This window comes from Gilliamella apicola, assembly GCF_000599985.1.
Classification (GTDB): domain Bacteria; phylum Pseudomonadota; class Gammaproteobacteria; order Enterobacterales; family Orbaceae; genus Gilliamella; species Gilliamella apicola.
In genome coordinates, this window is record NZ_CP007445.1 from 2,100,459 (window position 1) to 2,125,716 (window position 25,258).

24 protein-coding genes are annotated in these 25,258 nt (G+C 34.6%); 15 read left to right on the plus strand and 9 right to left on the minus strand.

Annotation, left to right across the window (positions count from 1 at the left end; translation table 11 throughout):
- Positions 1-6: 6 nt before the first annotated feature.
- Genes panF through fis form a run of 4 tightly spaced genes read left to right on the plus strand, consistent with a single transcriptional unit; the run spans position 7 to position 3,647 of the window.
- Positions 7-1,458 (plus strand): sodium/pantothenate symporter, encoded by a 1,452-nt coding sequence (gene panF / locus GAPWK_RS09460; protein WP_025315993.1) that lies wholly within the window; start codon positions 7-9, stop codon positions 1,456-1,458.
- Positions 1,433-2,299: a 50S ribosomal protein L11 methyltransferase gene (prmA, locus tag GAPWK_RS09465; protein ID WP_025315994.1), complete on the plus strand. Its 867-nt coding sequence runs from the start codon at positions 1,433-1,435 to the stop codon at positions 2,297-2,299. Before panF ends, prmA begins: the two co-directional genes overlap by 26 nt.
- A 36-nt stretch (positions 2,300-2,335) precedes the next feature.
- Positions 2,336-3,343: a tRNA dihydrouridine synthase DusB gene (dusB, locus tag GAPWK_RS09470; protein WP_025315995.1), complete on the plus strand. Its 1,008-nt coding sequence runs from the start codon at positions 2,336-2,338 to the stop codon at positions 3,341-3,343.
- A gap of 7 nt (positions 3,344-3,350) precedes the next feature.
- Entirely contained in the window at positions 3,351-3,647 is a 297-nt protein-coding gene (gene fis / locus GAPWK_RS09475; protein ID WP_025315996.1) for a DNA-binding transcriptional regulator Fis, read from the plus strand.
- Between the two features lie 108 nt (positions 3,648-3,755).
- On the opposite strand, the gene rbsR is transcribed toward fis, so the two are convergent.
- From rbsR to rbsD, 6 genes are read right to left on the minus strand one after another with little or no spacing between them, the layout of a single operon-like run.
- Positions 3,756-4,748: a ribose operon transcriptional repressor RbsR gene (gene rbsR / locus GAPWK_RS09480; protein WP_080692484.1), complete on the minus strand. Its 993-nt coding sequence runs from the start codon at positions 4,746-4,748 to the stop codon at positions 3,756-3,758.
- 16 nt (positions 4,749-4,764) lie between these two features.
- Positions 4,765-5,694, minus strand: coding sequence for a ribokinase (gene rbsK, locus GAPWK_RS09485; protein WP_025315998.1), 930 nt, complete (start codon positions 5,692-5,694; stop codon positions 4,765-4,767).
- A 54-nt stretch (positions 5,695-5,748) separates the two neighbouring features.
- The gene (gene rbsB, locus GAPWK_RS09490) at positions 5,749-6,636 is read right to left on the minus strand and encodes a ribose ABC transporter substrate-binding protein RbsB (protein WP_025315999.1); all 888 of its coding nucleotides are present in this window, start codon (positions 6,634-6,636) and stop codon (positions 5,749-5,751) included.
- Positions 6,637-6,658: 22 nt separating this feature from the next.
- Positions 6,659-7,609: a ribose ABC transporter permease gene (gene rbsC / locus GAPWK_RS09495; protein ID WP_025316000.1), complete on the minus strand. Its 951-nt coding sequence runs from the start codon at positions 7,607-7,609 to the stop codon at positions 6,659-6,661.
- Entirely contained in the window at positions 7,596-9,110 is a 1,515-nt protein-coding gene (gene rbsA, locus GAPWK_RS09500; RefSeq protein ID WP_025316001.1) for a ribose ABC transporter ATP-binding protein RbsA, read from the minus strand. The genes rbsC and rbsA overlap by 14 nt, the downstream gene beginning before the upstream one ends.
- A gap of 51 nt (positions 9,111-9,161) precedes the next feature.
- Entirely contained in the window at positions 9,162-9,581 is a 420-nt protein-coding gene (gene rbsD / locus GAPWK_RS09505; protein ID WP_025316002.1) for a D-ribose pyranase, read from the minus strand.
- A gap of 357 nt (positions 9,582-9,938) precedes the next feature.
- Here rbsD and GAPWK_RS09510 point away from each other — a divergent pair, with 357 nt between their 5' ends.
- Positions 9,939-10,682 carry a YebC/PmpR family DNA-binding transcriptional regulator gene (locus GAPWK_RS09510; protein ID WP_025316003.1) on the plus strand — a complete coding sequence of 248 codons (744 nt, stop codon included), beginning with the start codon at positions 9,939-9,941 and terminating at the stop codon, positions 10,680-10,682.
- Positions 10,682-11,170: a crossover junction endodeoxyribonuclease RuvC gene (ruvC, locus tag GAPWK_RS09515; RefSeq protein WP_025316004.1), complete on the plus strand. Its 489-nt coding sequence runs from the start codon at positions 10,682-10,684 to the stop codon at positions 11,168-11,170. The genes GAPWK_RS09510 and ruvC overlap by 1 nt, the downstream gene beginning before the upstream one ends.
- A 185-nt stretch (positions 11,171-11,355) precedes the next feature.
- Here ruvC and GAPWK_RS09520 read toward each other — a convergent pair whose 3' ends face one another.
- Together GAPWK_RS09520 and GAPWK_RS09525 are read right to left on the minus strand one after the other, a co-directional pair.
- On the minus strand, positions 11,356-14,568 hold the full coding sequence (locus GAPWK_RS09520; RefSeq protein WP_025316005.1) for an efflux RND transporter permease subunit: 3,213 nt from the start codon (positions 14,566-14,568) through the stop codon (positions 11,356-11,358).
- 19 nt (positions 14,569-14,587) lie between these two features.
- Positions 14,588-15,784 carry an efflux RND transporter periplasmic adaptor subunit gene (locus tag GAPWK_RS09525; protein ID WP_025316006.1) on the minus strand — a complete coding sequence of 399 codons (1,197 nt, stop codon included), beginning with the start codon at positions 15,782-15,784 and terminating at the stop codon, positions 14,588-14,590.
- Positions 15,785-16,175: 391 nt separating this feature from the next.
- Between GAPWK_RS09525 and zipA the strand changes: the two genes are divergently transcribed.
- The 4 genes from zipA (at position 16,176) to GAPWK_RS09545 (ending at position 20,126) form a co-directional block, all read left to right on the plus strand.
- On the plus strand, positions 16,176-17,093 hold the full coding sequence (gene zipA, locus GAPWK_RS09530) for a cell division protein ZipA (protein ID WP_051516269.1): 918 nt from the start codon (positions 16,176-16,178) through the stop codon (positions 17,091-17,093).
- Between the two features lie 221 nt (positions 17,094-17,314).
- Positions 17,315-19,345, plus strand: a complete 2,031-nt coding sequence (gene ligA, locus GAPWK_RS09535) for an NAD-dependent DNA ligase LigA (RefSeq protein ID WP_025316008.1) — start codon at positions 17,315-17,317, stop codon at positions 19,343-19,345.
- 67 nt (positions 19,346-19,412) lie between these two features.
- Positions 19,413-19,928, plus strand: a complete 516-nt coding sequence (luxS, locus tag GAPWK_RS09540; protein ID WP_025316009.1) for an S-ribosylhomocysteine lyase — start codon at positions 19,413-19,415, stop codon at positions 19,926-19,928.
- A gap of 9 nt (positions 19,929-19,937) precedes the next feature.
- Positions 19,938-20,126, plus strand: coding sequence for a 2-hydroxymuconate tautomerase (locus GAPWK_RS09545; RefSeq protein ID WP_025316010.1), 189 nt, complete (start codon positions 19,938-19,940; stop codon positions 20,124-20,126).
- A gap of 102 nt (positions 20,127-20,228) precedes the next feature.
- Here the strand turns inward: GAPWK_RS09545 and ribA are convergent, their stop codons facing one another.
- Complete coding sequence (gene ribA / locus GAPWK_RS09550; RefSeq protein ID WP_025316011.1) at positions 20,229-20,846, minus strand: GTP cyclohydrolase II; 618 nt, start codon at positions 20,844-20,846, stop codon at positions 20,229-20,231.
- A gap of 96 nt (positions 20,847-20,942) precedes the next feature.
- On the opposite strand from ribA, the gene GAPWK_RS09555 reads away from it, so the two are divergent.
- From GAPWK_RS09555 to GAPWK_RS09575, 5 genes are all read left to right on the plus strand, one after another.
- Positions 20,943-21,659 (plus strand): phosphatase PAP2 family protein, encoded by a 717-nt coding sequence (locus tag GAPWK_RS09555; RefSeq protein ID WP_025316012.1) that lies wholly within the window; start codon positions 20,943-20,945, stop codon positions 21,657-21,659.
- A gap of 85 nt (positions 21,660-21,744) precedes the next feature.
- Complete coding sequence (locus GAPWK_RS09560; protein ID WP_025316013.1) at positions 21,745-22,056, plus strand: LapA family protein; 312 nt, start codon at positions 21,745-21,747, stop codon at positions 22,054-22,056.
- A 5-nt stretch (positions 22,057-22,061) separates the two neighbouring features.
- The gene (gene lapB / locus GAPWK_RS09565; RefSeq protein ID WP_025316014.1) at positions 22,062-23,231 is read left to right on the plus strand and encodes a lipopolysaccharide assembly protein LapB; all 1,170 of its coding nucleotides are present in this window, start codon (positions 22,062-22,064) and stop codon (positions 23,229-23,231) included.
- A gap of 19 nt (positions 23,232-23,250) precedes the next feature.
- Positions 23,251-24,033 carry a YchF/TatD family DNA exonuclease gene (locus tag GAPWK_RS09570; protein WP_025316015.1) on the plus strand — a complete coding sequence of 261 codons (783 nt, stop codon included), beginning with the start codon at positions 23,251-23,253 and terminating at the stop codon, positions 24,031-24,033.
- Entirely contained in the window at positions 24,026-25,141 is a 1,116-nt protein-coding gene (locus GAPWK_RS09575; RefSeq protein WP_025316016.1) for a ribosomal protein uL16 3-hydroxylase, read from the plus strand. Before GAPWK_RS09570 ends, GAPWK_RS09575 begins: the two co-directional genes overlap by 8 nt.
- Positions 25,142-25,258: the final 117 nt, after the last annotated feature.

The following is a 25,258-nucleotide window of genomic DNA, read 5'->3' on the forward strand; positions in this document are numbered from 1 at the left end:
AAAAAAATGCATTTAGATATTATCTTACCTCTAGTTATTTATCTTATTTTTGTGTTTGCATTATCAATTTATGCTTATGCAAAACGTAAAAAAGTTAATCAATTTACCGATTATTTTATTGGTAATCGTACTATGGGCGGTTTTTTACTCGCTATGACCTTAGCTGCCACTTATATTAGTGCAAGTTCGTTTATAGGTGGTCCTGGCGCAGCTTATAAATATGGACTCGGTTGGGTATTGTTGTCGATGATTCAAGTACCAACGGTCTTACTTTCTTTGGGGATTTTGGGTAAAAAATTTGCTATTTTGGCACGTAAATATAATGCGATAACGTTAAGTGATATGCTTTATGCTCACTATAAAAGTAAAATCATCGTTTGGTTTGCTAGTATCGCGTTAGTGGTTGCCTTTGTTGGCGCAATGACAGTCCAGTTTGTTGGTGGTGCTCGTTTATTGGAATCGTCAGTTCACATTCCATATGACATCGGGTTACTGATTTTTGGTGTTGGCACCGTTATCTATACCGCATTTGGAGGCTTTAGGGCAAGTATTTTAAACGATGCTTTCCAAGGATTAGTAATGATTATTGGTGCAATTTTACTATTAACCGCCATTATTTATGCAGGTGGTGGAATATCAACAATTATCCATCGTTTAAATGAAATTAATCCAGCATTGTTAACGCCACAAGGTCCAGATAACTTTATGGACTTTCCTTTTATGACCTCTTTTTGGATATTAGTCTGTTTTGGGGTAGTTGGGTTACCACATACTGCTGTGCGTTGTATGGCATATAAAGATAGTAAAGCTGTGCACCAGGGCATCATTATCGGTACGATTGTCGTAACGATTATTATGTTAACTATGCACCTATCTGGCGCGCTAGGACGAGCTATTATTGATGATTTAACGATACCAGATCAAATTGTTCCAACTTTAATTATTAATGTTATGCCACCATTAGCTGCAGGTATCTTTTTAGCTGCGCCATTGGCTGCAATTATGTCAACCATTAATGCTCAATTATTACAGGTTTCATCTGTATTAATAAAAGACCTATTTTTAAGTATAAAACCTGACACTAATTATAGTGATAAGATGTTAACCCGGGTGTCGGTTATCATCACAATTATTTTTGGCGGTTTGCTTATTTTAGCGGCTTGGAATCCTCCTGATATGATTATCTGGTTAAATTTGCTGGCTTTCGGTGGGCTTGAAGCTGTGTTTTTATGGCCGTTAGTGTTGGGTTTATATTGGAAAAATGCCAATGCCACTGGTGCATTATGTTCAATGTTTGCTGGAGCTATTAGCTATATTCTTTTAGCTGCTTATAATCTTAAAATCTATTCTTTTCATCCAATTGTTCCTTCACTGATTATTGGATTATTAGTTTTTACAATTGCCAACATGTTTGGCAACACGGGAAAAAATTATGCCTTGGATTCAACTCAGAATTAATACGACTAGCGAATTTGCAGAAGAAATTAGCGAACAATTAGAACAATCTGGTGCAGTATCAATTACATTTCAAGATACCTATGATACTCCAGTTTTTGAGCCCTTACCTGGCGAAACGAAACTTTGGGGAAATACGGATGTTGTGGGTCTTTATGATGCTCAAATTAATACGGATGAATTGAAAGCAATATTAAATCTTGATCAATATTCTTATAAAATTGAACAATTAGAAGATAAAGATTGGGAGCGAGAATGGATGGATAACTTTCATCCTATGCAGTTTGGTCAGCGACTTTGGATTTGCCCAAGTTGGCGTGATGTTCCTGATCCAAATGCAGTTAACGTCATGTTAGACCCTGGCTTAGCGTTTGGTACTGGCACCCATCCAACTACTGCATTATGCTTAACTTGGCTAGAAAGCTTAGATCTGAAAAATAAATTAGTTATTGATTATGGTTGTGGTTCTGGCATTTTAGCTATTGCAGCTTTAAAATTGGGTGCAAAACGCGTTATAGGTATTGATATCGATCCACAGGCAATTCAAGCTAGTCATGACAATGCACAACGTAACAATGTTGATGATAAACTAGAACTTTATTTAGCTAAAGATATTCCTGATAATTTACAAGCAGATGTAGTTGTTGCTAATATCCTTGCAGGTCCTTTAAAAGAACTTGAACCACAAATAAGTAAACTTGTAAAATCCTATGGTGAACTAGGTTTGTCTGGTATTTTGGCTACCCAATCATCAAGTGTTTGTAGTGCTTATCGAATACACTTTGATTTAGATCCTGTTGTTGAAAAAGAAGAATGGTGCCGTATTACTGGTAAAAAAAAGTAAAAAATTAACATTACCCCCTTTTAAGTTTGAGAAAAAATGCGTAATATAGCCGCCCTTAATTTGCTAAAAATTGGTGAAATTAAATTAAAAAATAATTTGATTGCTGCACCAATGGCTGGAATCAGCGATAAACCATTTCGAAAATTATGTTATCGATATGGTGCAGGGATGACTGTTTCAGAAATGTTTTTAGCAAATTCGGATGTTTGGCATACAGATAAATCTGCATTGAGAATGATCTCAAATGATGATGTTGGTATTCGTGCAGTACAAATTGTTGGGTCAGATCCTGACGAGATGGCAAAAGCTGCCGAATTTAATGTCAGGCATGGCGCCCAATTGATTGATATCAATATGGGTTGCCCAGCTAAGAAAATTAATAAAAAGTTAGCTGGTTCTGCATTAATGCAGTATCCAGAACTAATAAAAAAAATTTTGCAGAAAGTTGTCGGTGCAGTTGACGTACCGGTGACATTAAAAACGCGGACTGGATGGAATAAAGATCATAGAAATTGCATTGAAATAGCACAAATAGCTCAAGATTGTGGTATAAAGGCTATTACTATTCATGGACGTACCCGTGCTTGCTTATTCAATGGCGTTGCAGAATATGAGTCAATAAAGGCTGTAAAGGAAAAGATTACGATTCCGGTTATTGCTAATGGCGACATTTGTACACCTGAACAAGCAAAAGAAGTTTTTCAATATACGCAAGCTGATGCTATAATGATCGGCCGAGCGGCACAGGGTCGGCCTTGGATATTTGAAGAAATTGCATTCTATTTATCACATGGACAGTTAAAAAAAAGTAAAAGTGTTGATGAAGTGGAGCAAGTTGTTTTATCACACCTTGATGAGCTTTATCAACTTTACGGAGAATATAAAGGATTAAGGATTGCCAGAAAGCATGTAAATTGGTATACCAAGGATTATGCTGATAGCGATCAATTCAGGCGCTTATTTAGTGTACTTAGCAATACAAGTGAGCAAGTTAAAACACTAATAGCATTTTTTAGTCAAATTAGAAACAACCAAAAGAGTTAAGAATACTATGTCAGAACAACGCGTTACAGCTGCAGCACTTAAATTTACAACTGTAAATTCGCAGGACCAAATAACACAAAAGCCTTTGCGAGATTCAGTAAAGCAAGCTTTGAAAAACTATTTATCTCAATTAAATGGTGAAGATCCTAATGATCTGTATGAATTAGTGTTAGCTGAAGTTGAACACCCCTTCCTTGATATGGTTATGCAATATACACGCGGTAATCAAACTCGCGCAGCAAACATGCTTGGCATTAACCGTGGCACGCTTCGCAAAAAATTAAAACAGTATGGGATGAGTTAATTATTATTAATTTGATCGATTTATGATATTTTGAAAACGCCTATATTAGGCGTTTTTTATAACGATAATAAAACAATAAAAAATTAAGCGAAATATTGTTTTATTCTACTAAGCGGATAAGCGTTCAATCAATATTGGTTTTAAAGACAGTTTATGTAATGGCTCTTTAGGATTATGAAATCGATGTAATAACATCTCAATGGCTAATTTCCCTAGCTCTTTTTTGGGTTGATGAATAGTAGTTAAAGGTGGCGTCATATATTGTGCGATTTCAATATCATCATAACCAACAATTGCAATATCTTTTCCAGCTTCAAGCCCATGTTGGTAAAGAGCTTGATAAACACCTATCGCCATAGCATCATTAGAGCAAAATACGGCTTTTGGAGGTTTAGCCAACGCTAATAAATATTGCATCGCAACAATACCTGATGCAAATTGAAAATCACCTTGAACTTCATAACCATTATGTATGATTAAATTAGCATCATGCATTGCTTTACGATAACCTTGCAGACGTAATTGTGCTTGAGTATTATTTAAAGGACCAGTAATACAAGCAATATCCTTATAGTTTTTTTCAATTAAATATTGAGTCGCTATTATTGCACCATAATAAGAGTTATCCTGAATAATGTCACACATATCCATTAATGGTGTCCAATCCACCATAACAATAGGCAGTTTTGGATAACGTGTAAATATCTGTTTTAGACTAGAATGGCTTTCAGTGCACATGACTAACAAACCATCAACGCGTTTTTGTAATAAATGTTCAATGCTATTGAGCATGCGTTTAGGATCACCTTCGGTACTACATAAAATCAAGTTATATCCCAGTTCATAACAACTTCGTTCAACACCTTGAACTACTTCGGAAAAAAAAGGGTTATTACTGGTTGTAACTAACATGCCTATAGTATAGGTTTTATTACTCTTTAAACTACGCGCAATTGCGCAAGGAGTATAGTTTAGTTGATTTATCGCTAATTCAACTTTTTCACGTACAGTAGGGCTTACATACCGATCATTATTAATTACATGAGAAACAGTAGATGTTGAAACTTTCGCAAGATTTGCGACATCTTTCATAGTAGCCAATTGTAAAGCTCTCTTTTTATTGATTATGTAATTTAATAAAATTGTCGACTTCAGTACGTGTTGGTACAGATGTTTGTGCTCCAATTTTAGTTACCGATAGCGCCCCTGCTGCATGAGCATACTTGATAGCTTGGCTCAAGGATTTGCCCTCTAATAATGCCGTCACTAACATACCATTAAAGGTATCACCAGCACCAATAGTATCAATAGCTTTTACTTTAAAGCCTCCAATAAGCTCTCCTTTGCCTGAATCGCTTACCCATGCACCTTTACTACCTAACGTGATTATGACGATTTTTATTCCTTTATTATGTAAAATATCCGATGCAGTTTGGGCATCTTGTTCAGTGACAATTTTTATACCTGTCAAATGTTCAGCTTCAGTTTCATTTGGCGTAATAATATCAATATTATTAAGCAAATCATCCGATAACTTCTGTGCAGGTGCAGGATTTAAAATCACTTGAGTATTATGTTGTTTGGCTATTTTAGCTGATTGCTCTATGGTAGCTAAAGGTGTTTCAAGCTGCATTAAAATTGCATCTGCCTGTATAATATCATTTTCAAATTCACGTAAATAATCGGGCGTAACCATAGCATTGGCACCAGCATAAATCGCAATTTGATTCTCGCCTTGTGCATTAACTAAAATGAGTGCAACACCTGTATTTTCATTTTTGATTGTTGCAACAGAACGAGTATCGATACCATCTCTCTTCAATTGTTGATGTATTTTTTTCCCTAATTCATCATCACCAACTGCAGCAATGAACTGTATACTAGCACCTAAACGACCAGCAGCTACAGCTTGGTTGGCGCCTTTACCTCCAAATGAAATTTGATAATTTTTACCAGCTAATGTTTCACCTGGTTTTGGAAATTCATTAACATTTAATATATGATCGACATTAACACTACCCAGTACTATTAATTTTTTACCACTCATGTAATTTACTCCAAATCTTACAGCGGAAGGACGCAATAATGCGTCCTAAAATTTTTATTTAGTTATTAATTTTAATTCTACAGGAATATTTTGTTCAACTTTTTCACCTTTTACCACTTTATCAGCGACTTCAATACCCATTGAACCTATTTTTTCTGGTTGTTGTGCAACAGTTGCTGCCATTTTACCTCGTTCAACAGATTTAACTCCATCTTGTGTGCCATCAAAACCAACAACTAAAATATCATTACGCCCTGCGGTTTGAATTGCACGTACAGCACCCAATGCCATTTCATCATTTTCTGCAAATACAGCTTGTAATGTTGGGTAAGCAGTAAGTAAGTTCTGCATGACATTCATACCTTTGGCACGATCAAAATCAGCTGGCTGAGCAGTTAAAATAGTTAATTTATTTGTTTGCGTTGATTGGACAAACCCTTCTCCACGTTCACGAGATGCGGATGTCCCCACAATACCTTGAAGTTGTACTATTTTTGCACCAGCACCCAGCTTTTCAAAAATAAAGTCTCCTGCCATTTTACCGCCAGCAACATTATCAGATGCAATATGGCTAATAACCTCACCTTTCCCTGCTGCTCTATCAAGAGTAATTACTGGTATTCCGGCTTTATTAGCGGCCAAAACTGCATTACCTACCGCATCTGAATCGGTTGGATTAATTAAAATGACTTTAGCTCCTTTTATGATAGTATCTTCAACATTCGCCAGCTCTTTTGCTGGGTTATTTTGCGAATCAAGTACCACTAAGTCATAACCTAGTTCATTAGCCTTTTGTACCGCACCATCTTTAAGCGTTACGAAAAAAGGATTATTAAGTGTTGAAACAACTAAGGCAAGATTTTCTTTCGCTGAAGCTTGAAAACTAACACTTAAACTTAAAGTTGCCATTGAAATTGCGGTAATAAATTTTTTAAATTTCATAATTCTCTCCCAAAATAAGAACCTATTTATTGGTTTTTTTATCAACTAACACAGCCAATAAAATCACCACACCTTTTACGATCATTTGATAATATGCATCAACACCTAACATATTGAGACCGTTATTTAAAAAACCTAATATTAATGCACCAATTAATGTACCTATAATTTTACCTTTACCACCTGACATGCTAGTGCCACCAAGTACAACCGCGGCAATCGCATCCATTTCATAACCAGTACCGGCAGTAGGTTGTGCCGATGATAGTCTTGCAACTTCAATAGTACTAGCTAGTGCACAAAGTAGTCCGCTAAGTGCATAAACCGTAATTTTGACCCGATCAACATTAATACCTGAAAGTTTTGTGGCAGCTTCATTGCCTCCTAAAGCATAAATATAACGACCTAAACGGGTATATTTTAATAAGTACCATGCACCAATAAATACTATTGTCATAATAATAATTGGCACAGGAATAGCAAAAATCCGACCGAAAGCAAACCACTCGAAAAGTTCAGAATTATCATTCATACCAGTCGATATTGGACTACCTTTAGTGTAAACCTGCGTTACACCGCGTAGAATGAGCATCATCACTAGCGTAGCAATAAATGCTTGTATTTTACCTTTTGCAATGATCAGACCAGAAAAAGCACCTAATAAAGCTCCTAGTGCTAGTGATATACCTATCGCAACAAAAGGGGAGAAATCCGAACCAACTAAAGAAGCCGCAATAGCACCTGCTAAAGCGAAGGTAGAGCCTACAGTTAGGTCTATACCGGATGTTAAAATTACCAAGGTCATGCCTACCGCAATGATCGCGTTAATGGATGTTTGCTGTAAAATATTAAAAAAGTTATTCAAAGTAAAAAAGTTATCACTTAAGCATGAAACAATTGCAATTAAAACCAGTAATGTTAATAATGATTTTTGCTCAATTAGAAAATTCTTTAACGTTTTATTTTGCAACATTGACTTTCTCCTGTGCTTTGCCAACGGCTGCTGCCATAAGTTTTTCTTGTGTTGCGTCACGAATTGAAAATTCACCAGTCACGGTGCCTTCGTAAATAACTAAAATTCTATCGCTCATACCTAATACTTCAGGCATATCAGATGAAACCAAGATGACGCTCAAACCTTGCTGTTTAAATTGATTTATTAGTTGGTATATCTCTTTTTTAGCGCCTACATCGACCCCTCGCGTTGGTTCATCTAATATTAAGATACTTGGTCGCATCATTAACCCTTTAGCAATAGCAACTTTTTGTTGATTACCACCTGATAAGAGCCCAATAATTTGATTAATTGAGGGAGTTTTGATATTAAATAGACCAACAAAATCGTCAACAGATTTTTGCTCATTTTTAAGTTGTAATTTGCCAAACTGATTAACAAAATAGTTTAATGCATTTAGTGACATATTGTCCTTAACGGACATCCCTAAAATAAGTCCGTCTCGTTTTCGGTCTTCAGAAATATAGACAATGCCGTGGTTTAATCCATCTGATGGCGAATTCGTTTTTATTGTTTTACCTTTAAGTATAATAGAACCAGATTTTGCAGGATTGGCACCATAAATCATTTTCATTAATTCAGTCCGCCCAGCACCCATTAAACCAGAAACACCAAGGATCTCGCCTTCATGAAGTTTAAAACTTATATTGTTTACACCTGCCCCGCTAAGATTTTTAACTTGCAGCGTTATGCCTCCACGTTCTTTACTGATGCGAGGATATTGTTCTTCAAGTTTTCGTCCTACCATCATTTCAATAAGAGAGTTTTCATCTAGTTCTGCAACTGTCTTTTCCCCAATAAATTGTCCATCACGTAAAACGGTAACATCATCACAAATTTCAAAAATTTCTTTTAATCGATGAGAAATATAAACAATTCCACAATTTTGCTGTTTTAATTTGCGAATAACTTCAAATAATGATGCTGTTTCAGTTTCGGTAAGTGCATCAGTAGGTTCGTCCATGATAATAACTTTGGAATTAAAGCTAAGAACTTTGGCTATTTCAACCATCTGCTGCTCACCTATCGACAATTCACTGATAAGCTTACGACTATCATAAGTTAAATGTAGTTCGGCTAATAATTTGTCAGCTTGGTCATAGGTTTTTTTCCAATCTATACAGCCAAATTTATTAGTAAACTCTCGACCTAAAAATATATTTTCGGCAATAGTAAGTTGTGGTATTAAATTTAACTCTTGATGAATGATACCGATACCTGCTTCTTGTGATGATTTTGGTCCTTTAAAGTTTACTTTGTTACCTAAGTAAATAATTTCACCATCATCCTTTGAGTATATTCCAGTTAACACTTTCATTAGGGTTGATTTTCCGGCACCATTTTCACCGATCAAAGCCATTACTCGACCTGCTCGGACATTTAGATTTGCACCTGTTAATGCTTTTACGCCGGGGAATGATTTATGAATATTAATAAGTTGTAATAAATTATCGTGCATAAATTCCTCATCGCTTAATTAAAACAATACAAACTTTTTATGTAACGATATTTAAAAAATGACTCCTGATTGCAAAATAATATTTGCAAATGGCGTACACTCTCCCGTTCGTATAACTGCTTTGCAATTATATGTTTGTTTTTTTAGCATTTCATGAGGAAAGAAAGTAATTTCAATTTCATTGTTCTGAATTTGTTCAAGTTGACTAATTCGTTCTAAAATTCTCCCCAGAATTTGAGGATTTTTTTCTTTGATTTCTGTCGCAAGTATTATTCTTTCAATTTGCATATCGTGTGAAATTAATTCGAAAACTTGCATAAATGATGGAATACCATAAGTTAATGCCAAATCAATTCGTGATGTTGTATCAGGAATAGGTAAGCCTGCATCTCCAATTGCGATTTGATCGGTATGACCCATTTTAGATAGTATCTGGCAAATATCAGAATTAAATAGTTGGCCTTTGCGCATAACAAAATCCTTATAAAATAGAGTAAACCAGAAGCATCGAAACGTTTCGATAGGTAATTTTCTAACTAAAAAGAGTTTATTTCAATGCTTAAAATTTAAACTTGTGATCTCGATCAATATTTATACTCAATATACAATTCACTTAATTAAATAAAAATTGAATAGTTTAAGTTAATTATCTGATTTTTGGATAAATAAAATTATTTTTATAGGACAAACTTAATGAAACAATGTATTGTAATTTTTTACAAAATTTTGACTCGGTTAGTAGTATAACTTATAAACATATTGATAATGAATTTTCAGTTAAAGTTTGCTAAAATACACCGATTTTAAATTATTTATCTGGAGAATTTTATGGCAGGTCATAGTAAATGGGCCAATACCAAACACCGCAAAGCAGCACAAGATGCAAAACGCGGTAAAATCTTTACCAAAATTATTCGCGAACTTGTAACTGCAGCTAAACTTGGTGGTGGCGATCCAGCGTCTAACCCTCGTCTACGTGCTGCTATGGACAAAGCATTATCGAACAACATGACTCGAGATACCATGAATAGAGCAATTGCTCGTGGTGTTGGTGGTGAAGATGATACAAACATGGAAACTATCATCTATGAAGGTTATGGACCAGCAGGTACTGCGGTGATGGTTGAATGCTTAAGTGACAATCGTAATCGTACTGTTTCTGAAGTTCGTCATGCTTTTACAAAAACTGGCGGTAATTTAGGTACTGATGGTTCAGTCTCATATTTATTCACGAAAAAAGGTGTTATCTCATACCCAGCAGGTACTGATGAAGATCAAGTAATGGATGCAGCGCTTGAAGCTGGTGCTGATGATGTCGTAACTTATGACGATGGTGCAATTGATGTATTTACTACACCAGAATCATTTGGTGAAGTTAAAGATGCTCTTGATGCAGCTGGTTTAGTGTCAGAAGCAGCAGAAGTATCGATGATCCCAGCAACTAAAGTTGATCTTGATATTGAATCTGCACCTAAATTACTTCGTCTTATTGATATGCTTGAAGATTGTGATGATGTTCAAGAAGTTTATCATAATGGTGAAGTTTCTGACGAGGTTGCAGCAACGCTCTAATGGCCATTATTCTTGGCATCGATCCAGGCTCTCGTTTGACAGGTTACGGAGTAATTCGTCAAACGGGACGACAACTTACTTACCTTGGCAGCGGATGTATTCGTACTGCAGTTGATGATCTACCTACCCGTTTAAAACGCATATATGCAGGTGTGAGTGAAATTATTTTACAATTTCAACCAGATATGTTTGCTATTGAACAAGTATTTATGGCACGTAATGCCGATTCTGCATTAAAATTAGGTCAAGCAAGAGGTTCAGCAATTGTCGCAGCAGTAAATAATAACCTACCTGTTTTTGAATATGCAGCACGCTTAGTCAAACAAAGTGTAGTTGGGACTGGCGCTGCTGAAAAAACACAAGTACAACATATGGTTAAATTATTATTAAAATTGCCCATAAGCCCTCAAGCCGATGCAGCAGACGCATTAGCTATAGCCATTACGCATGCCCATATGAATCAACAATTAATTAAATCATATAAATAAATCTGTTCTTATATCCTTTCAACACAAATCACTCTCGTCCTAGTAATAAAGAGCTATTATCAAGCTTAGTTTCTACTAAAAATATTAAACTAAATAATCAGTAGAATAATTAATTCTAGTTTACATAAAAAAAGCACCAAAACTATTGGTGCTTTTAAAATATATTGATAATCAGTTAACTTTTATTAATTATTCTCGATTTTACCATTATAGTTAGATGGTAAAACAACTTTATTCTTATGTTTAGTAAACAGTTTAGTTACAAACAAGAAGAATAATGGAACATAGAATATTGCTAAAAATGTTGCCGTTATCATACCACCGATAACTCCTGTACCTACCGCATTTTGGCTAGCAGATCCAGCACCACTATTTAATGCTAATGGTAAAACACCTAAAATAAATGCAAATGATGTCATTAAAATTGGACGTAAACGTAAACGACAAGCTTCTAATGTTGCATCAATTAATGATTTACCTTCTTTTTCGAGTGCATCTTTTGCAAATTCTACAATCAAAATAGCATTCTTGGCAGATAATCCCATCGTAGTTAATAGACCAACAATAAAGTAAATATCATTATCAAGACCTCTAAACATAGTGGCATATACGGTACCAATAATACCTAATGGAATAACGAATAGTATTGAAATTGGTACTGTCCAACTTTCATATAAAGCTGCTAATGACAAGAATACAACAATAAGTGAAATAATATAAAGTGTTGTAGTTTGAGAACCTGTTTGACGTTCTTGATATGAAATATCTGTCCAATCAAACGAGAAACCTTTAGGTAACTGTTTAGATAATTCTTCCATTATTGCCATAGCTTGACCAGAACTCATGCCTGGCGCTGCTGAACCACTGATCCCCATTGCAGCTACACCATCATAACGAACAAGCGATGGAGAACCATAACTTTTTGTTGTAGTTGCAAAAGCATCATAAGGTACCATTTCACCTTTTTGGTTTTTTACATGCCAAAAACTGAAATCATCAGGTAGCATTCGATAAGCCGCATCAGATTGTAAATAAACTTTTTTAACACGGTTATTATAGACAAAATCATCAATATAAGCAGAACCTAATGCAGTTGAAAGAACGGTATTAACGCTACTAACAGCTACACCAAGAGCTTGAGCAGTCTCAAAATCCACATTAATTTTATATTGTGGAACATCTAACATACTTCCCGGACGAACTTGCTGTAATTGAGGTTCGCGCGCAGCTTGGCCCAATAGTTGGAAAAAAGCCCCCATTAAAGCATTATGCCCAAGACCAGCCGAATCTTTTAACATATAAGAAAAACCATTTGCCATACCAAGTGATGGCACAGCTGGGACATTGGTGATAATTACACGACCTTCTGTAATCGTTGAAGCAAATCCCCAACCACTACCAACTAAGGCATCCACTTTTTGATCAGGGCGTTTACGCTCATCCCAATCTTTTAGTCGGATAAAGCCAAGCCCCATGTTCTGTCCTCGACCAACCATACTAAAACCTGCAACGGTGAATATTTCTTTCACTGAATCGGCTTTTTGCGTCATATAGAAGTTAGAAGTTTTATTAAGCACGCCCATCGTTTGATCTAATGTCGATCCTGGCGGTAATTCAACCATAACAATCAATACACCCTGATCTTCATTTGGTAAAAAGCCTGTTGGTAAACGATTAAATCCAAATACTAAGCCCACAACAATCAAGACATAGCAAATAAATGAAATAACTGGGTAACGAATAAACTTAATTACACCTTTTTCATAGAGATGCAAACTTTTGTTATACAAATTATTAAATTTATCAAAAAACCATTTAGTTCCAGCAGAGCACCAACAAAATGGAGCTATGGTTACTAGTTTTTCACCCAAAGTTGTTTTCTTAACTTTACTTTTTGATGGCGCTTTTAAAATTTGTGCACAAAGTGCAGGAGTTAATACAATTGCCATCAACACTGATAAGGACATTGAAGTTACAATTGTAATTGAGAATTGACGATAAATTCCCCCTGCAGCACCACCATAAAATGCCATTGGTACAAATACAGCTGATAATACCACCGCTATCCCAACTAATGCAGAAGTAATTTGTTCCATTGATTTAACGGTTGCATCATAAGGGGATAGACCTTCATCATGCATAATACGCTCAACGTTTTCAATAACAACGATGGCATCATCGACCAGAAGACCGATGGCAAGAACCATAGCAAACATAGATAACGTATTGATAGTAAATCCGCAGATATATAAAACTGCAAAAGTACCAAGTAATACGACTGGTACTGTAATAGTTGGTATAAGTGTAGAACGAAGATTTTGTAAGAATACATACATTACAATAACAACCAATATGATTGCTTCGATCAATGTATGAATTACGTTATTAATGGATAATTTAACAAAAGGGGTTGTATCATAAGGATACGCAAATTTAATGTCTTCAGGAAAAATTTGAGATAATTCCTGAATCTTTTGATCAACTTGTGCTGATGTATCTAATTGGTTAGCACCAGTTGCCAAATAAATACCTAAACCAGCGGAAGGTTTACCGTCATAACGAGAAAGGAAGTTGTAGTCAGCTGCACCAATCTCAACGTTCGCCACATCTTTTAATAAAACATTTGAGCCATCAGTATTAACACGTACTAAAATATTTTGGAATTGCTCAGGTGTTTTTAAACGTGATTGAGCAGTAATTGTCGCATTGAGTTCTTGCCCTTCCGTTACTGGTAAAGCACCAAGTTGCCCGGCTGTAACCTGTGCATTTTGCGCTTGGATAGCAGCAATTATTTCTTCAATAGATAAGTTAAAATAATTCAATTTGTTTGGATCTAACCAAACACGCATTGCATATTCAGAACCAAATAACTGAGTATCCCCTACCCCTTGCACACGGCGAATAGGATCTTGCACTGTAGAATAGATAAAGTCAGCAATATCTGCTTGCGTTTTTTGAGGATTGGTAGAATAGAAACCAATAACTTTTAAAAAGTTAGTATTATTTTTAGCAACCGAAACTCCATTTTTTTGAACGCTTTCTGGTAAACGTGATTTAATACTTTCTACTTTATTTAAAACCTGTACCTGTGCAAAATCAGGACTTGTTCCAGGCGCAAAAGTTAAAGTAGTTTGAACTACACCTTGAGCACTACTGGTTGATTTCATATAAATAAGATTATCTAAACCAGTTAAGTTTTGTTCAATTAATTGTGTAACAGTGTTTTCAATAGTTTGCGCATCAGCCCCTGGATAAACAGCAGAAACAGTAACAGAAGGAGGAGCTATATCAGGATACTGTTCAACAGCTAGTAGCTTAATACATAAAGCACCACCTAGCATCATCATGATAGCGATTACCCATGCAAAAACAGGTCTATCAATAAAAAACTTAGCCATAATTAAATCTACCCCTGTTTTATTTCACATTGTTTTTGATGATATTATCTAACTGTTCTTGAGAAAGAGTAGTAGGCTCACCAACAACTTGTGCTTTCATAGCCGCACCTGATTCAACGGCAGTTAAATTAAGTAGACCTGTAATAATAATTTGTTCACCAATATCTATACCACTAGTTACTACCCAATAACCACTGATTCCTGTATAAACTTTAATATCTTGACGATACTCAACTGTATTATCTGGTTTTAAAATTTTAGCTGTATATTGACCTTTTTGATTACTCGTAACACCTTGCTGAGGTACCAATACAGCATTTTTTATAGTTCCTAATGTCAATTGAGGTTTAACAAACATACCAGGTAAAATTTTACTTTCACTGTTTGAAAATTGAGATCGTAGGGTTACTGTTCCGGTTGTCTCATTAACAGTCATATCTGAAAATTTAACATTTCCTGGAAGCGCATATTTTGAACCATCATTAAAAAATAGTTCCACATTATTTCCTTTGGCCGGTTCATAAATAATGTTTTCATCTTGAAGATATTTATTATAGCGTGTCGCTGCTTCTGTCATATCAACATAAATAGGATCAAGTTGTTGCACTAATGCAAGCGGTGTTGGTTGTCCAGCAGACACTAAGGCCCCTTCAGTCACACTTGATTTACCAATATAACCATCAATTGGCGAGTAGACTTTGGTATAATCTAAGTTAACTTTAGCAGCATGTTCCGCCGCTTGAGCTACCAATACACTGGCATCGGCTTGTTTTGCATCCGCGGCAGCTTTATCATACTCTTGTTGGCTTATAGATTTTGTCTTTAATAGACCAGCATAGCGTTTTAAAGTAAGTTGTGCGATATTAGCATTAGCTTTTGCACTTGCTACACTAGCAACAGCACTATCATAATTAGCTTGATAAATCGCTGGATCGATTTGATATAATGATTGCCCTGCTTTAACATTTGAACTTTCTTCAAATTCTCGATTCAAAACAATCCCACTAACTTGTGGTCTTATTTCTGCTATTTGTGATGCAACAACCCGCCCAGGTAAATTTATTTTCATGGTGTAATTTAAAGGTTCTACTTTAAACACAGTTACCTTGGGTAATTGGCCATTACCATTTTGTGACTGATCATTATCACAACTTGTTAATAACAATAGACTAGTTAATGCCATTGGCAGAGTAAGTAACAGCTTATTAAATCTCATATAAGATAGACCTCGGTAACTTAATAATTATTTAGATAACAATGAATTAATCACATTCAAAAGTAACGAGCGATTTTACAAAAAAAATACACAAAATGTAAGTATCTTTACAGGTTAATAGCACAGAGTTCTAAAAACAACAAAACTGGGATATGATAAGAAATAAATTATAATGTTAAATATGATCGTTTTCTGAAATAAAATATTATAGACTAATTGATTCTTTGTGCTATAAAAAAGCTAAAATAAAATGCTATACTAATATCATGTTTAGGAAGTATTGTTCAAGTGGTTTCAATTTACATTTGTTGTACTCCGTTATCATTTTATTCAATTTTTCTAATGTTGAATAATTTGACTCTATATTCAATTTAATTCTGAGATGGTTATTATGGATAATTTACGTATTGTTCTAATTGTTGTTGCGTCCTTAGTCATTATAGCTCTATTGATTCATGGGTTTTGGATCAATAAAAGAGAACTTTATTCTTTTGGTTCTGAAAAACAGAAGAAAAATCAGACAAATGATGAACAACATGAAAATAATTTCATTGATGTAATCGAAGATGACGTGATTTTAATCACTAAAAATAAAAAAAATAATCAATCCCTAGATGATACACCCAAAGAACTAACTGATGAAGTTCCTCCTCAGCAAGAAGAGTTATTTGTAAATAATAATGATGAAGAACAAACTATCAATGAAACTTTCGGTGAAACAAAACCAGTTCTTAAAATAAAAAACGATTCTTTCGACGATAAAAAAATACAAATTAAAAAACAACCACAGCAAACGACCCAAAATAACGAAGATAAAATCGATAATAATCAGCAGATACCATCAAAAAACAATAAAACTCAGAAAAGTAGTTTAAACAAACTCGACGAAGACAATACAGAAATTATTATATTAAATATAAAAGGAATTAATGGTAACTTATTACAAGGTGATGTACTTCTAGCTAGTATTATGCAATCAGGCTTCCAATTTGGTGATATGAGAATATTTCATCGTCATGTTGATCCAGCAGGTAATGGTCCTGTGCTGTTCAGTTTAGCTAATATGGTCACACCTGGATACTTAGATCCTGAAACAATGCATGAATTTACAACCCCTGGTGTATCTATTTTTATGGTAGCACCAACCGAAGGCAACAACCAACAAAATTTCAAATTAATGCTACAAACAGCCCAACGTATAGCCGATGATGTTAATGGAGTGGTTCTAGATGATGAACATCGCATGCTAACACCACAAAAAATTGATAATTATAAAAATCGTATTAAAAAAGCCTGTAACGAAATTTAATCGCAAAAAGTTTCAACAATTTTTTAATAAAATGCCACCAATTCAACTTGGTGGCTAGAAACAGAAATTTATATAATGCAGTTATTAATTCACTTATTAACTGTATGCTTTATTAATTAGCAATTTTGATGATTTTCCTAAAAAGCTACGTTTTAATTTAAGAGCCCATTATCATGCCATTATCAACTAAAACAGAACATCCAGCTATTCAATCAGATTCGATTGAAGCTGTCTCAGAACAATTGACTTCACTGCGAAATTTAATTAGACATCATGAGTATTGCTATTACGTACTTGATGCTCCAGAAATCCCTGACTCTGAATATGATAAATTAATAAAACAACTTCAAAAAATAGAGCAACAGTATCCAAATCTGATAACAATTGATTCACCAACTCAACGAGTTGGTGGTACACCTTTAGCTCAATTCGCCTCAATCAAACATGAAATACCGATGCTTTCACTTGATAATGTTTTTGATGAGTCGAGTTTTATAGCCTTTAATAAAAGAGTTAAAGATCGTCTTCATTATAATGAAAACGAGCAAGTTGAATATTGCTGTGAACTAAAACTTGATGGTTTGGCGGTGAGTATATTGTATGAAAACGGGAAGTTCACAAAAGCAGCTACTCGTGGCGACGGCACAACTGGAGAAGACATCACCGCAAATGTACGGACAATTAAAACCATCCCTTTAGTATTAATTGGTGAAAATATTCCCGCGCGCTTAGAAGTACGAGGTGAAGTATTTATGACTCATAAAGGTTTTGCCAAACTTAATGCTGATGCTGAAAAACGAAACGAAAAAGTATTTGCCAATCCACGTAATGCAGCTGCAGGTTCATTAAGACAATTAGATCCTAAAATTACTGCAAGAAGGCCGTTATCATTTTACTGCTATGGGGTTGGTATTATTGAAGGTAGTTCTCTACCTAATACTCATTATGATCGTTTAATGCAATTCAAAGCATGGGGATTACCTGTTAGTGATAAAGTAGAAAAACGACAAGGAGCACAAGCCGCTTTAGATTATTTTAAAAAAATTGGTGAACAGCGCATGTCTTTAGACTTTGATATTGATGGTGTAGTCATTAAAGTTAATAGTATTGCATTACAAAATGAACTTGGCTTTGTTGCACGAGCTCCGCGCTGGGCTACAGCATTTAAATTTCCAGCTCAGGAAGAAGTAACACAATTAAACAAGGTAGACTTTCAAGTAGGACGGACAGGAGCAATTACGCCTGTCGCAAGACTTGAACCTGTTTCTGTTGCTGGGGTTATTGTCAGTAATGCAACACTACATAATAGTGATGAAATAGCTCGATTAGGTATACGCGAAGGTGACTATGTGACCGTACGCCGAGCAGGTGATGTCATCCCTAAAATTGTTGCTGTCATATTAGATCGAAGACCTGCAGATACAAAAGAGATTGTTTTTCCAACTCATTGCCCTATTTGTGGTTCACTAATTGTTCGAGACGAAGGACAAGCAATATCACGCTGTGCAGGAGGATTAATTTGCCCAGCACAACGCAAAGAAGCTTTGAAACATTTTGTTTCTCGACGGGCAATGAATGTAGATGGGATGGGTGATAAAATTATTGAACAATTAGTCGATAAAGATTACGTTAAAACTCCAGCAGATCTATATAAACTTAATCTGCCTACCCTATGTTCATTAGATAAAATTGGCGAAAAATCTGCCAATAACTTATTAAATGCATTAAATGCTTCTAAAAATACCACATTAAGCCGATTTATATTTGCGCTTGGTATTCCTAATGTTGGTGAAGTCACTGCGGAAAACTTAGTTAACCAACTTGGCAATTTATCGGCAATCGAAAACGCCTCTCTTGAACAACTGCAAACGGTAAATGATATTGGTGTAGTTATTGCAGAAAGCATCATAGATTTCTTTCAAGAACCTCATAACCGAAATGTGATTGAGCAATTAACCAGTGAAGAAATAAATATTCATTGGCAAGATGTTACGCCTCAAACACAAACAACGATTGTTGATTCCCCATTTTCAGGTAAAACAGTAGTATTAACTGGTACACTATCGCTTTTAACAAGGGATGAAGCAAAAAATAAATTAAAACAACTTGGTGCTAAAGTGACAGGCAGTGTATCTAAAAATACCGATCTTGTCATAGCTGGAGAAGCCGCAGGTTCTAAGTTAGATAAAGCCCAAGAACTCGGAATTAAAGTCATTGATGAGCAAGAGATGTTAAATTTACTTGCCGAGTAAACACAAAAAATATTGGTTATCGAGATTGAATTGATTAAAATTACGAAAACCGATTAAGGAGAAAGTTATGCCATTACTAGATAGTTTTAAAGTTGATCACACTAAAATGAAAGCCCCTTTTGTTCGAGTAGCTAAAACTATGAAAACACCAAAAGGCGATAAAATAACAGTGTTTGATCTGCGTTTTACCATTCCCAATAAAAAACTATTACCTGAAAAAGGAATTCATACCTTAGAGCATTTATTTGCTGGATTTATGCGTGATCACCTCAATAGTGAACAAGTTGAAATTATTGATATTTCGCCAATGGGATGTCGTACTGGTTTTTACATGAGTCTTATAGGTAAACCAGATGAATCATTAGTTGTCGATGCTTGGTTAAAATCCATGCAAGATGTTTTAAAGGTTAAATCGCAAAACCAAATTCCTGAGCTTAATGAGTACCAATGTGGTACCTATAAAATGCATTCATTAGATGAAGCCAAAGCTATTGCAGAAGAAATTATACAATCTGGTATTGGTATCTGCCATAACCAAGAAATCGCATTAACTGATGAGCAGCTTGCTAAAATTAATCACTAGGAGATTTTTATGCCAAATGTTGTTATTGACTTTTTAGAAGGTCGTACAGTAGAACAAAAAAGGGAAATGGCAAAACGTGTAACAGCAGCAATCGCTGAAACACTTAACTGTAAACCAGAGGCGGTACAAATCATTATGCACGAAATATCAAAAGATCAGATCGCCAATGGTGGCGTACTTCGCTGTGATAAAGACTAATCATAAAGATAAAAATAGATCTTTATTTCTAAGATGTAAAAAAACCTCGAAAAATAATATTTTTTGAGGTTTAGTTAAATCGATTCTTTTCAGTGTTATTGGCTAATGATTACAATTGCAATTACCATGATGTAAATGCAATAAATGTCCCATTTTATTCACTTTTGTTTCTAAATAGTGTTCATTATTTGGATTTTCTCCAACTTCTAATGGCACTCTTTGTAAAATTTTAATACCTGACTGTTCAAGCACTTTTATTTTCTCAGGGTTATTAGTCAATAAACGAATTTGCGATACGCCAAGTAAAGTTAATATATCTGCACACAGAGTAAAATCACGTTCATCAGCGGCGAAACCCAATTGTTCATTGGCTTCAACAGTATCAAATCCTTTATCTTGCAGTGCATAAGCTCTAATTTTATTTAGTAGACCAATATTACGACCTTCTTGACGATGATAAATTAAAATTCCTCGACCTTCCTTAGCTATTTGTTTTAAAGCTGCTTCTAACTGAAAGCCACAGTCACAACGCAAACTGAACAAAGCATCCCCAGTTAAGCACTCTGAATGAATTCTAGTGAGAACTGGAGCATCGCCAGATATATCGCCAAATACTAAAGCTGCATGATCTTTCCCTGTTGCAATTTCTTCAAATCCAACGATAGTAAAACATCCCCATGCTGTTGGTAAATTCGCTTGTGCAACATGTTTTAATTGCATTATCATCTCCGTTTAAATAAAAAATAAATAGACTTTTAAAAAAAGCTATCTTCCATGCTAAACTATTTAGCAATTAGTGTTAAATTGAGTCTATAAATGGGGTTTGTAATAAAAAAAACAATGGCACCGTTAGCCATTATGTTAGTAGTACCGTTAGCTATTATAGCCATAAATTGGCATTGGCAACCAGAATCATTAAATAATACATCAAAATATTTTTTCTTTATAACAGAAACAGCAAGTTTTCCTTGGGCAATTATTACATCAACCGTTTTTTTTATATTATTTTGCTATTTAATGCCCAATAAAACAAAAACAAAAATTATTGCATTATGGTTTTGTCTTATTTGTGCAATTTTAGGTGGGCAAATAGTCAAAACCATTATAAAATCCCTAACAGCAGAATCAAGGCCTTACGTGTTATGGATGTCAAAAGAATTTCACCTTGATGACAAACAATTTTATTTGTTACCTAAATCAGAAAAACAACAATTTATTTCTGAAAAGTTAAATAACTCAGATACCATTCCAAAATGGTTAGGGAAGCATTGGCAAAGTGAAACAGGATATTCACTACCTTCTGGACATACTTTATTTTCGGCAACTTGGGCATTTCTTGCAATAACATTATTGGGATTTAGACGTCACTATATTATTGTTAACGCAATTATTATTTGGGCATTGTTAATTGAAATTAGTCGATTAGCATTAGGTATGCATAGTCCGATTGATTTATTATTTGGCATCTTACTCGCTTGGGTCATTTCTTTAATATGCTATTTTTATTCACAAAAATGGCATATAGTAGATTAATAATTTTTCAACTGACATTTTGTAAAAAATGTTTAAGATTATATAGACGTTTAAGTAAAATTAAAAAAAGATAAAGGTCATTATTATGAAATTTGTTATCTCAATCATATTGATAACTGTTATTTTCACTATCGCTATCGCATTAGGTGCATTTAATGGTGAAGTTGTGTCATTCAATTATTTGTTTGCCAAAACCGAACTCCGATTGTCGGTTCTTTTAGCAATATTTTTTGGATCTGGCTTTATTGTAGGAACAATATTAACAGGAATTCTAGTCATAATTTCTAAGTTACAACATTCATCTACTAAGCGCAAATTGAATAAATTACAAAAAAAGTATGATGACAACCTAACTGATCATCAAAAATTAAGTTTAACTAAAAATAATCAAGAATAAATATCATGTTTGAACTGTTATTTCTGTTGTTACCTATTGCTGCCGCCTATGGCTGGTATATGGGCGACAGAAATGCAAAACAAAAATATATCGATCAATCTAATCGATTGTCACGTGAATATGTTGATGGTCTTAATTTTCTTTTGTCTAATCAAAAAGACAAAGCCGTTGATCTTTTCTTGGATATGCTAAAAGAAGACGAAGGTACGCTTGAAGCTCATTTAACTTTAGGTAATTTATTTCGCTCTCGAGGTGAAATAGATAGAGCTATACGAATTCACCAAGCATTATTGGAAAGTTCCTCGTTGACATTTGAACAACGACTTTTAGCCATCCAACAATTAGGTCGTGATTATATGGGAGCCGGACTCTATGACCGTGCTGAAGAAATGTTTTTGCAACTCATCGATGAAGAAGACTTTCAACAATCTGCCCTACAGCAACTTATCATTATTTATCAATCCACAAGTGAATGGATAAACGCAATTAATATTGCAACCAAACTTGTAAAACTTGGTAACGAAAAATACAAAATATACATTGCTCAATTTTATTGTGAGTTAGCATCCCTTGCAATTGCCAATGATGATCTTGATAAAGCATATAATTTATTACAAAAATCTTCAGCAGCAGATCCTAATTGCGCCCGCACATCATTAATGTTAGGTCGAATATTGATAGTGCAAAACAGAACAGAAGAAGCCATTGAATCACTTAAACAAATATTACAGCAAGATAAAGCATTTATTGGTGAGGCCTTACCTATATTAAATGAATGCTATAACAAATTAGATAAACAAGACGAATTTCAACAATTTTTACAATTATGTGTCGATAAAGACACGGGTAATGTTGCTGAATTGATGTTAGCTGACCTTATTGAAAAACAAAATGGACTTGATTCAGCCCAAAACTATATGTACCGAGAATTGTTAAAGCATCCTAATTTAAAAGGATTTTACCGATTAATGGATTATCATGTAGCCGATGCCGAGCAAGGGAAAGCCAAAGAAAGCCTTTTATTATTACGTAATATGGTTGGTGAACAAATAAAGATTGTCCCGAATTATCGATGTCAAAAATGTGGTTTTACTGTTAATACTATTTATTGGCTATGCCCTGCTTGCCGTTCCTGGTCAACTATAAAACCAGTCCGAGATTTTGAACAACATTAGAAAATAAAAAGAGATTATTATGTTTTTAATTGATTCTCACTGTCATTTAGATAGTTTAGATTTAAAAAATAAAACTATCGCAGATGTTTTACAACAAGCTATAAATAATGATGTTAAACATTGCTTGAGCGTAGCAACAACATTAGGTGGTTATGAAGCGATGAAACATTTACTTATGCCTTTTAAAAATCTATGTTCCTTTTCATGTGGAATTCATCCTCTTAATTTGGATGATGAAAAATATGATGCAAATCGCTTTCAACGTTTAGCTCAAGAAGATAATGTTGTCGCTTTAGGTGAAACAGGTCTTGATTACTATTATCAGCAAGATAATTTAGAACAACAACAAGAAAACTTTAAAGAACATATTCGGTTAGGCCGTAAACTAAGTAAACCTGTGATCGTTCATACTCGTAATGCAAAAGAAGACACTTTAAGAATATTAAAAGATGAACATACCCATTCTGGTGTATTACACTGTTTCACAGAAGATATTGCTACGGCTAAACAGCTGTTGGATATAGGTTTTTACATATCTTTTTCGGGTATCATTACCTTTAAAAATGCCGAAGCGTTACGGGAAGTAGCCAAATATGTACCGCTCGATCGTATTTTAGTCGAAACGGATTCTCCTTATCTTGCTCCAGTCCCATATCGAGGAAAAGAAAACCAACCCGCATACGTGCGAAAAGTCGCCTCTTATCTATCGGTGTTAAAAGGAGTTACTTTAGAAGTAATAGCGAAACAAACAACCGACAACTTTTGTCAATTATTCAAACTACAAGGGGTGTTAAATGAATAATAAATTAAATATAGATTGGGACGACTTTTTAACAAACTATTGGCAAAAAAAGCCCGTGATATTACGAAAGGCTTTCAGTCATTTTATTGATCCAATCACCCCAGATGAGCTTGCTGGATTGGCAATGGAAGAAGAAATTGAAAGCCGTATTGTTACAAACAAAAACGGCAATTGGGATGCTAAATTTGGTCCTTTTGATGACTTTAGTAACTTAGGCGAAGAGCACTGGAGTTTATTAGTTCAAGCAGTTGATCATTGGCATGAACAAGCTGCAACGTTAGTTGAACCGTTCAAATGCATACCACAATGGCAATATGAAGATCTAATGATTTCTTATGCTACACAAGGCGCAGGCGTAGGTCCACATATCGATAATTACGATGTTTTTATTATACAAGGTATGGGGGTGCGACGTTGGCAAGTTGGTGATCGTAATCCTAATTATAAACAATTCAGTGCTCATAAAGCATTATTACATGTTGAAGACTATCAAGCGATTATTGATGAAGAGATTACTTCAGGCGATATTTTATATATTCCAATTGGTTTTCCGCATAATGGAGTATCAAAAGGTGAATCATTAAGTTATTCAGTTGGTTTTAGAACGCAAACATCACAAGAAATGCTAAGTGGATTCGCTGATTATATTATTGATAATTTACCTGATGGTATTTTTTACCAAGATCCAAATTTAAAATTACCTCAAGACCCTTACCGTATACAACATTATGAATTAACCAAATTACAAGATCAAATCGTTGATTTAATCAAAACTCCCGATCTATTTTATGATTGGTTTGGTAAACATATTACTTTACCGATGCACGAACTTAATATTGTACCTGTTGAACCACCATACGAATATGATGAATTTAACTCAATCTTACAAACAGGCGCAGAATTATTCCGGGTGCCAAGTATCCGAATTTTTAAAGTTGGTGATTTTGGTTATATTCATGGTGAAAAAATAGATTTACCTATGTCTGTAATTGACATACTTTGTCAAAACGAAATACTTAGTTATGAACATTTACAAAATGAAGAAGCACGACAAGCATTGCTTAGTTTTGTTAATAAAGGTTATTGGTATTTTATTGATGAACAATAATATTATTTATCCATCGATAAGAAATCGATGGATAAAATAACCTTTTTAAGCTTTAGACTTGGCTTTTTATAAGTTTTAAGTATATACTTGCCGCGCTTTAGATTACCCTCCGTTTAA

What these genes read in the sequence shown, in the direction of transcription:
- rbsK (WP_025315998.1), bottom strand. Translation starts at nt 5,694, where the DNA reads ATGAGTGGTAAAAAATTAATAGTACTGGGTAGTGTTAATGTCGATCAT.
- rbsB (WP_025315999.1), bottom strand. Translation starts at nt 6,636, where the DNA reads ATGAAATTTAAAAAATTTATTACCGCAATTTCAATGGCAACTTTAAGT.
- lapB (WP_025316014.1), top strand. Translation starts at nt 22,062, where the DNA reads ATGTTTGAACTGTTATTTCTGTTGTTACCTATTGCTGCCGCCTATGGC.
- GAPWK_RS09545 (WP_025316010.1), top strand. Translation starts at nt 19,938, where the DNA reads ATGCCAAATGTTGTTATTGACTTTTTAGAAGGTCGTACAGTAGAACAA.
- dusB (WP_025315995.1), top strand. Translation starts at nt 2,336, where the DNA reads ATGCGTAATATAGCCGCCCTTAATTTGCTAAAAATTGGTGAAATTAAA.
- GAPWK_RS09520 (WP_025316005.1), bottom strand. Translation starts at nt 14,568, where the DNA reads ATGGCTAAGTTTTTTATTGATAGACCTGTTTTTGCATGGGTAATCGCT.
- fis (WP_025315996.1), top strand. Translation starts at nt 3,351, where the DNA reads ATGTCAGAACAACGCGTTACAGCTGCAGCACTTAAATTTACAACTGTA.
- zipA (WP_051516269.1), top strand. Translation starts at nt 16,176, where the DNA reads ATGGATAATTTACGTATTGTTCTAATTGTTGTTGCGTCCTTAGTCATT.
- GAPWK_RS09525 (WP_025316006.1), bottom strand. Translation starts at nt 15,784, where the DNA reads ATGAGATTTAATAAGCTGTTACTTACTCTGCCAATGGCATTAACTAGT.
- luxS (WP_025316009.1), top strand. Translation starts at nt 19,413, where the DNA reads ATGCCATTACTAGATAGTTTTAAAGTTGATCACACTAAAATGAAAGCC.
- rbsA (WP_025316001.1), bottom strand. Translation starts at nt 9,110, where the DNA reads ATGCACGATAATTTATTACAACTTATTAATATTCATAAATCATTCCCC.
- rbsC (WP_025316000.1), bottom strand. Translation starts at nt 7,609, where the DNA reads ATGTTGCAAAATAAAACGTTAAAGAATTTTCTAATTGAGCAAAAATCA.
- GAPWK_RS09570 (WP_025316015.1), top strand. Translation starts at nt 23,251, where the DNA reads ATGTTTTTAATTGATTCTCACTGTCATTTAGATAGTTTAGATTTAAAA.
- GAPWK_RS09560 (WP_025316013.1), top strand. Translation starts at nt 21,745, where the DNA reads ATGAAATTTGTTATCTCAATCATATTGATAACTGTTATTTTCACTATC.
- ribA (WP_025316011.1), bottom strand. Translation starts at nt 20,846, where the DNA reads ATGCAATTAAAACATGTTGCACAAGCGAATTTACCAACAGCATGGGGA.
- GAPWK_RS09575 (WP_025316016.1), top strand. Translation starts at nt 24,026, where the DNA reads ATGAATAATAAATTAAATATAGATTGGGACGACTTTTTAACAAACTAT.
- ruvC (WP_025316004.1), top strand. Translation starts at nt 10,682, where the DNA reads ATGGCCATTATTCTTGGCATCGATCCAGGCTCTCGTTTGACAGGTTAC.
- GAPWK_RS09555 (WP_025316012.1), top strand. Translation starts at nt 20,943, where the DNA reads ATGGGGTTTGTAATAAAAAAAACAATGGCACCGTTAGCCATTATGTTA.
- GAPWK_RS09510 (WP_025316003.1), top strand. Translation starts at nt 9,939, where the DNA reads ATGGCAGGTCATAGTAAATGGGCCAATACCAAACACCGCAAAGCAGCA.
- prmA (WP_025315994.1), top strand. Translation starts at nt 1,433, where the DNA reads ATGCCTTGGATTCAACTCAGAATTAATACGACTAGCGAATTTGCAGAA.
- panF (WP_025315993.1), top strand. Translation starts at nt 7, where the DNA reads ATGCATTTAGATATTATCTTACCTCTAGTTATTTATCTTATTTTTGTG.
- rbsD (WP_025316002.1), bottom strand. Translation starts at nt 9,581, where the DNA reads ATGCGCAAAGGCCAACTATTTAATTCTGATATTTGCCAGATACTATCT.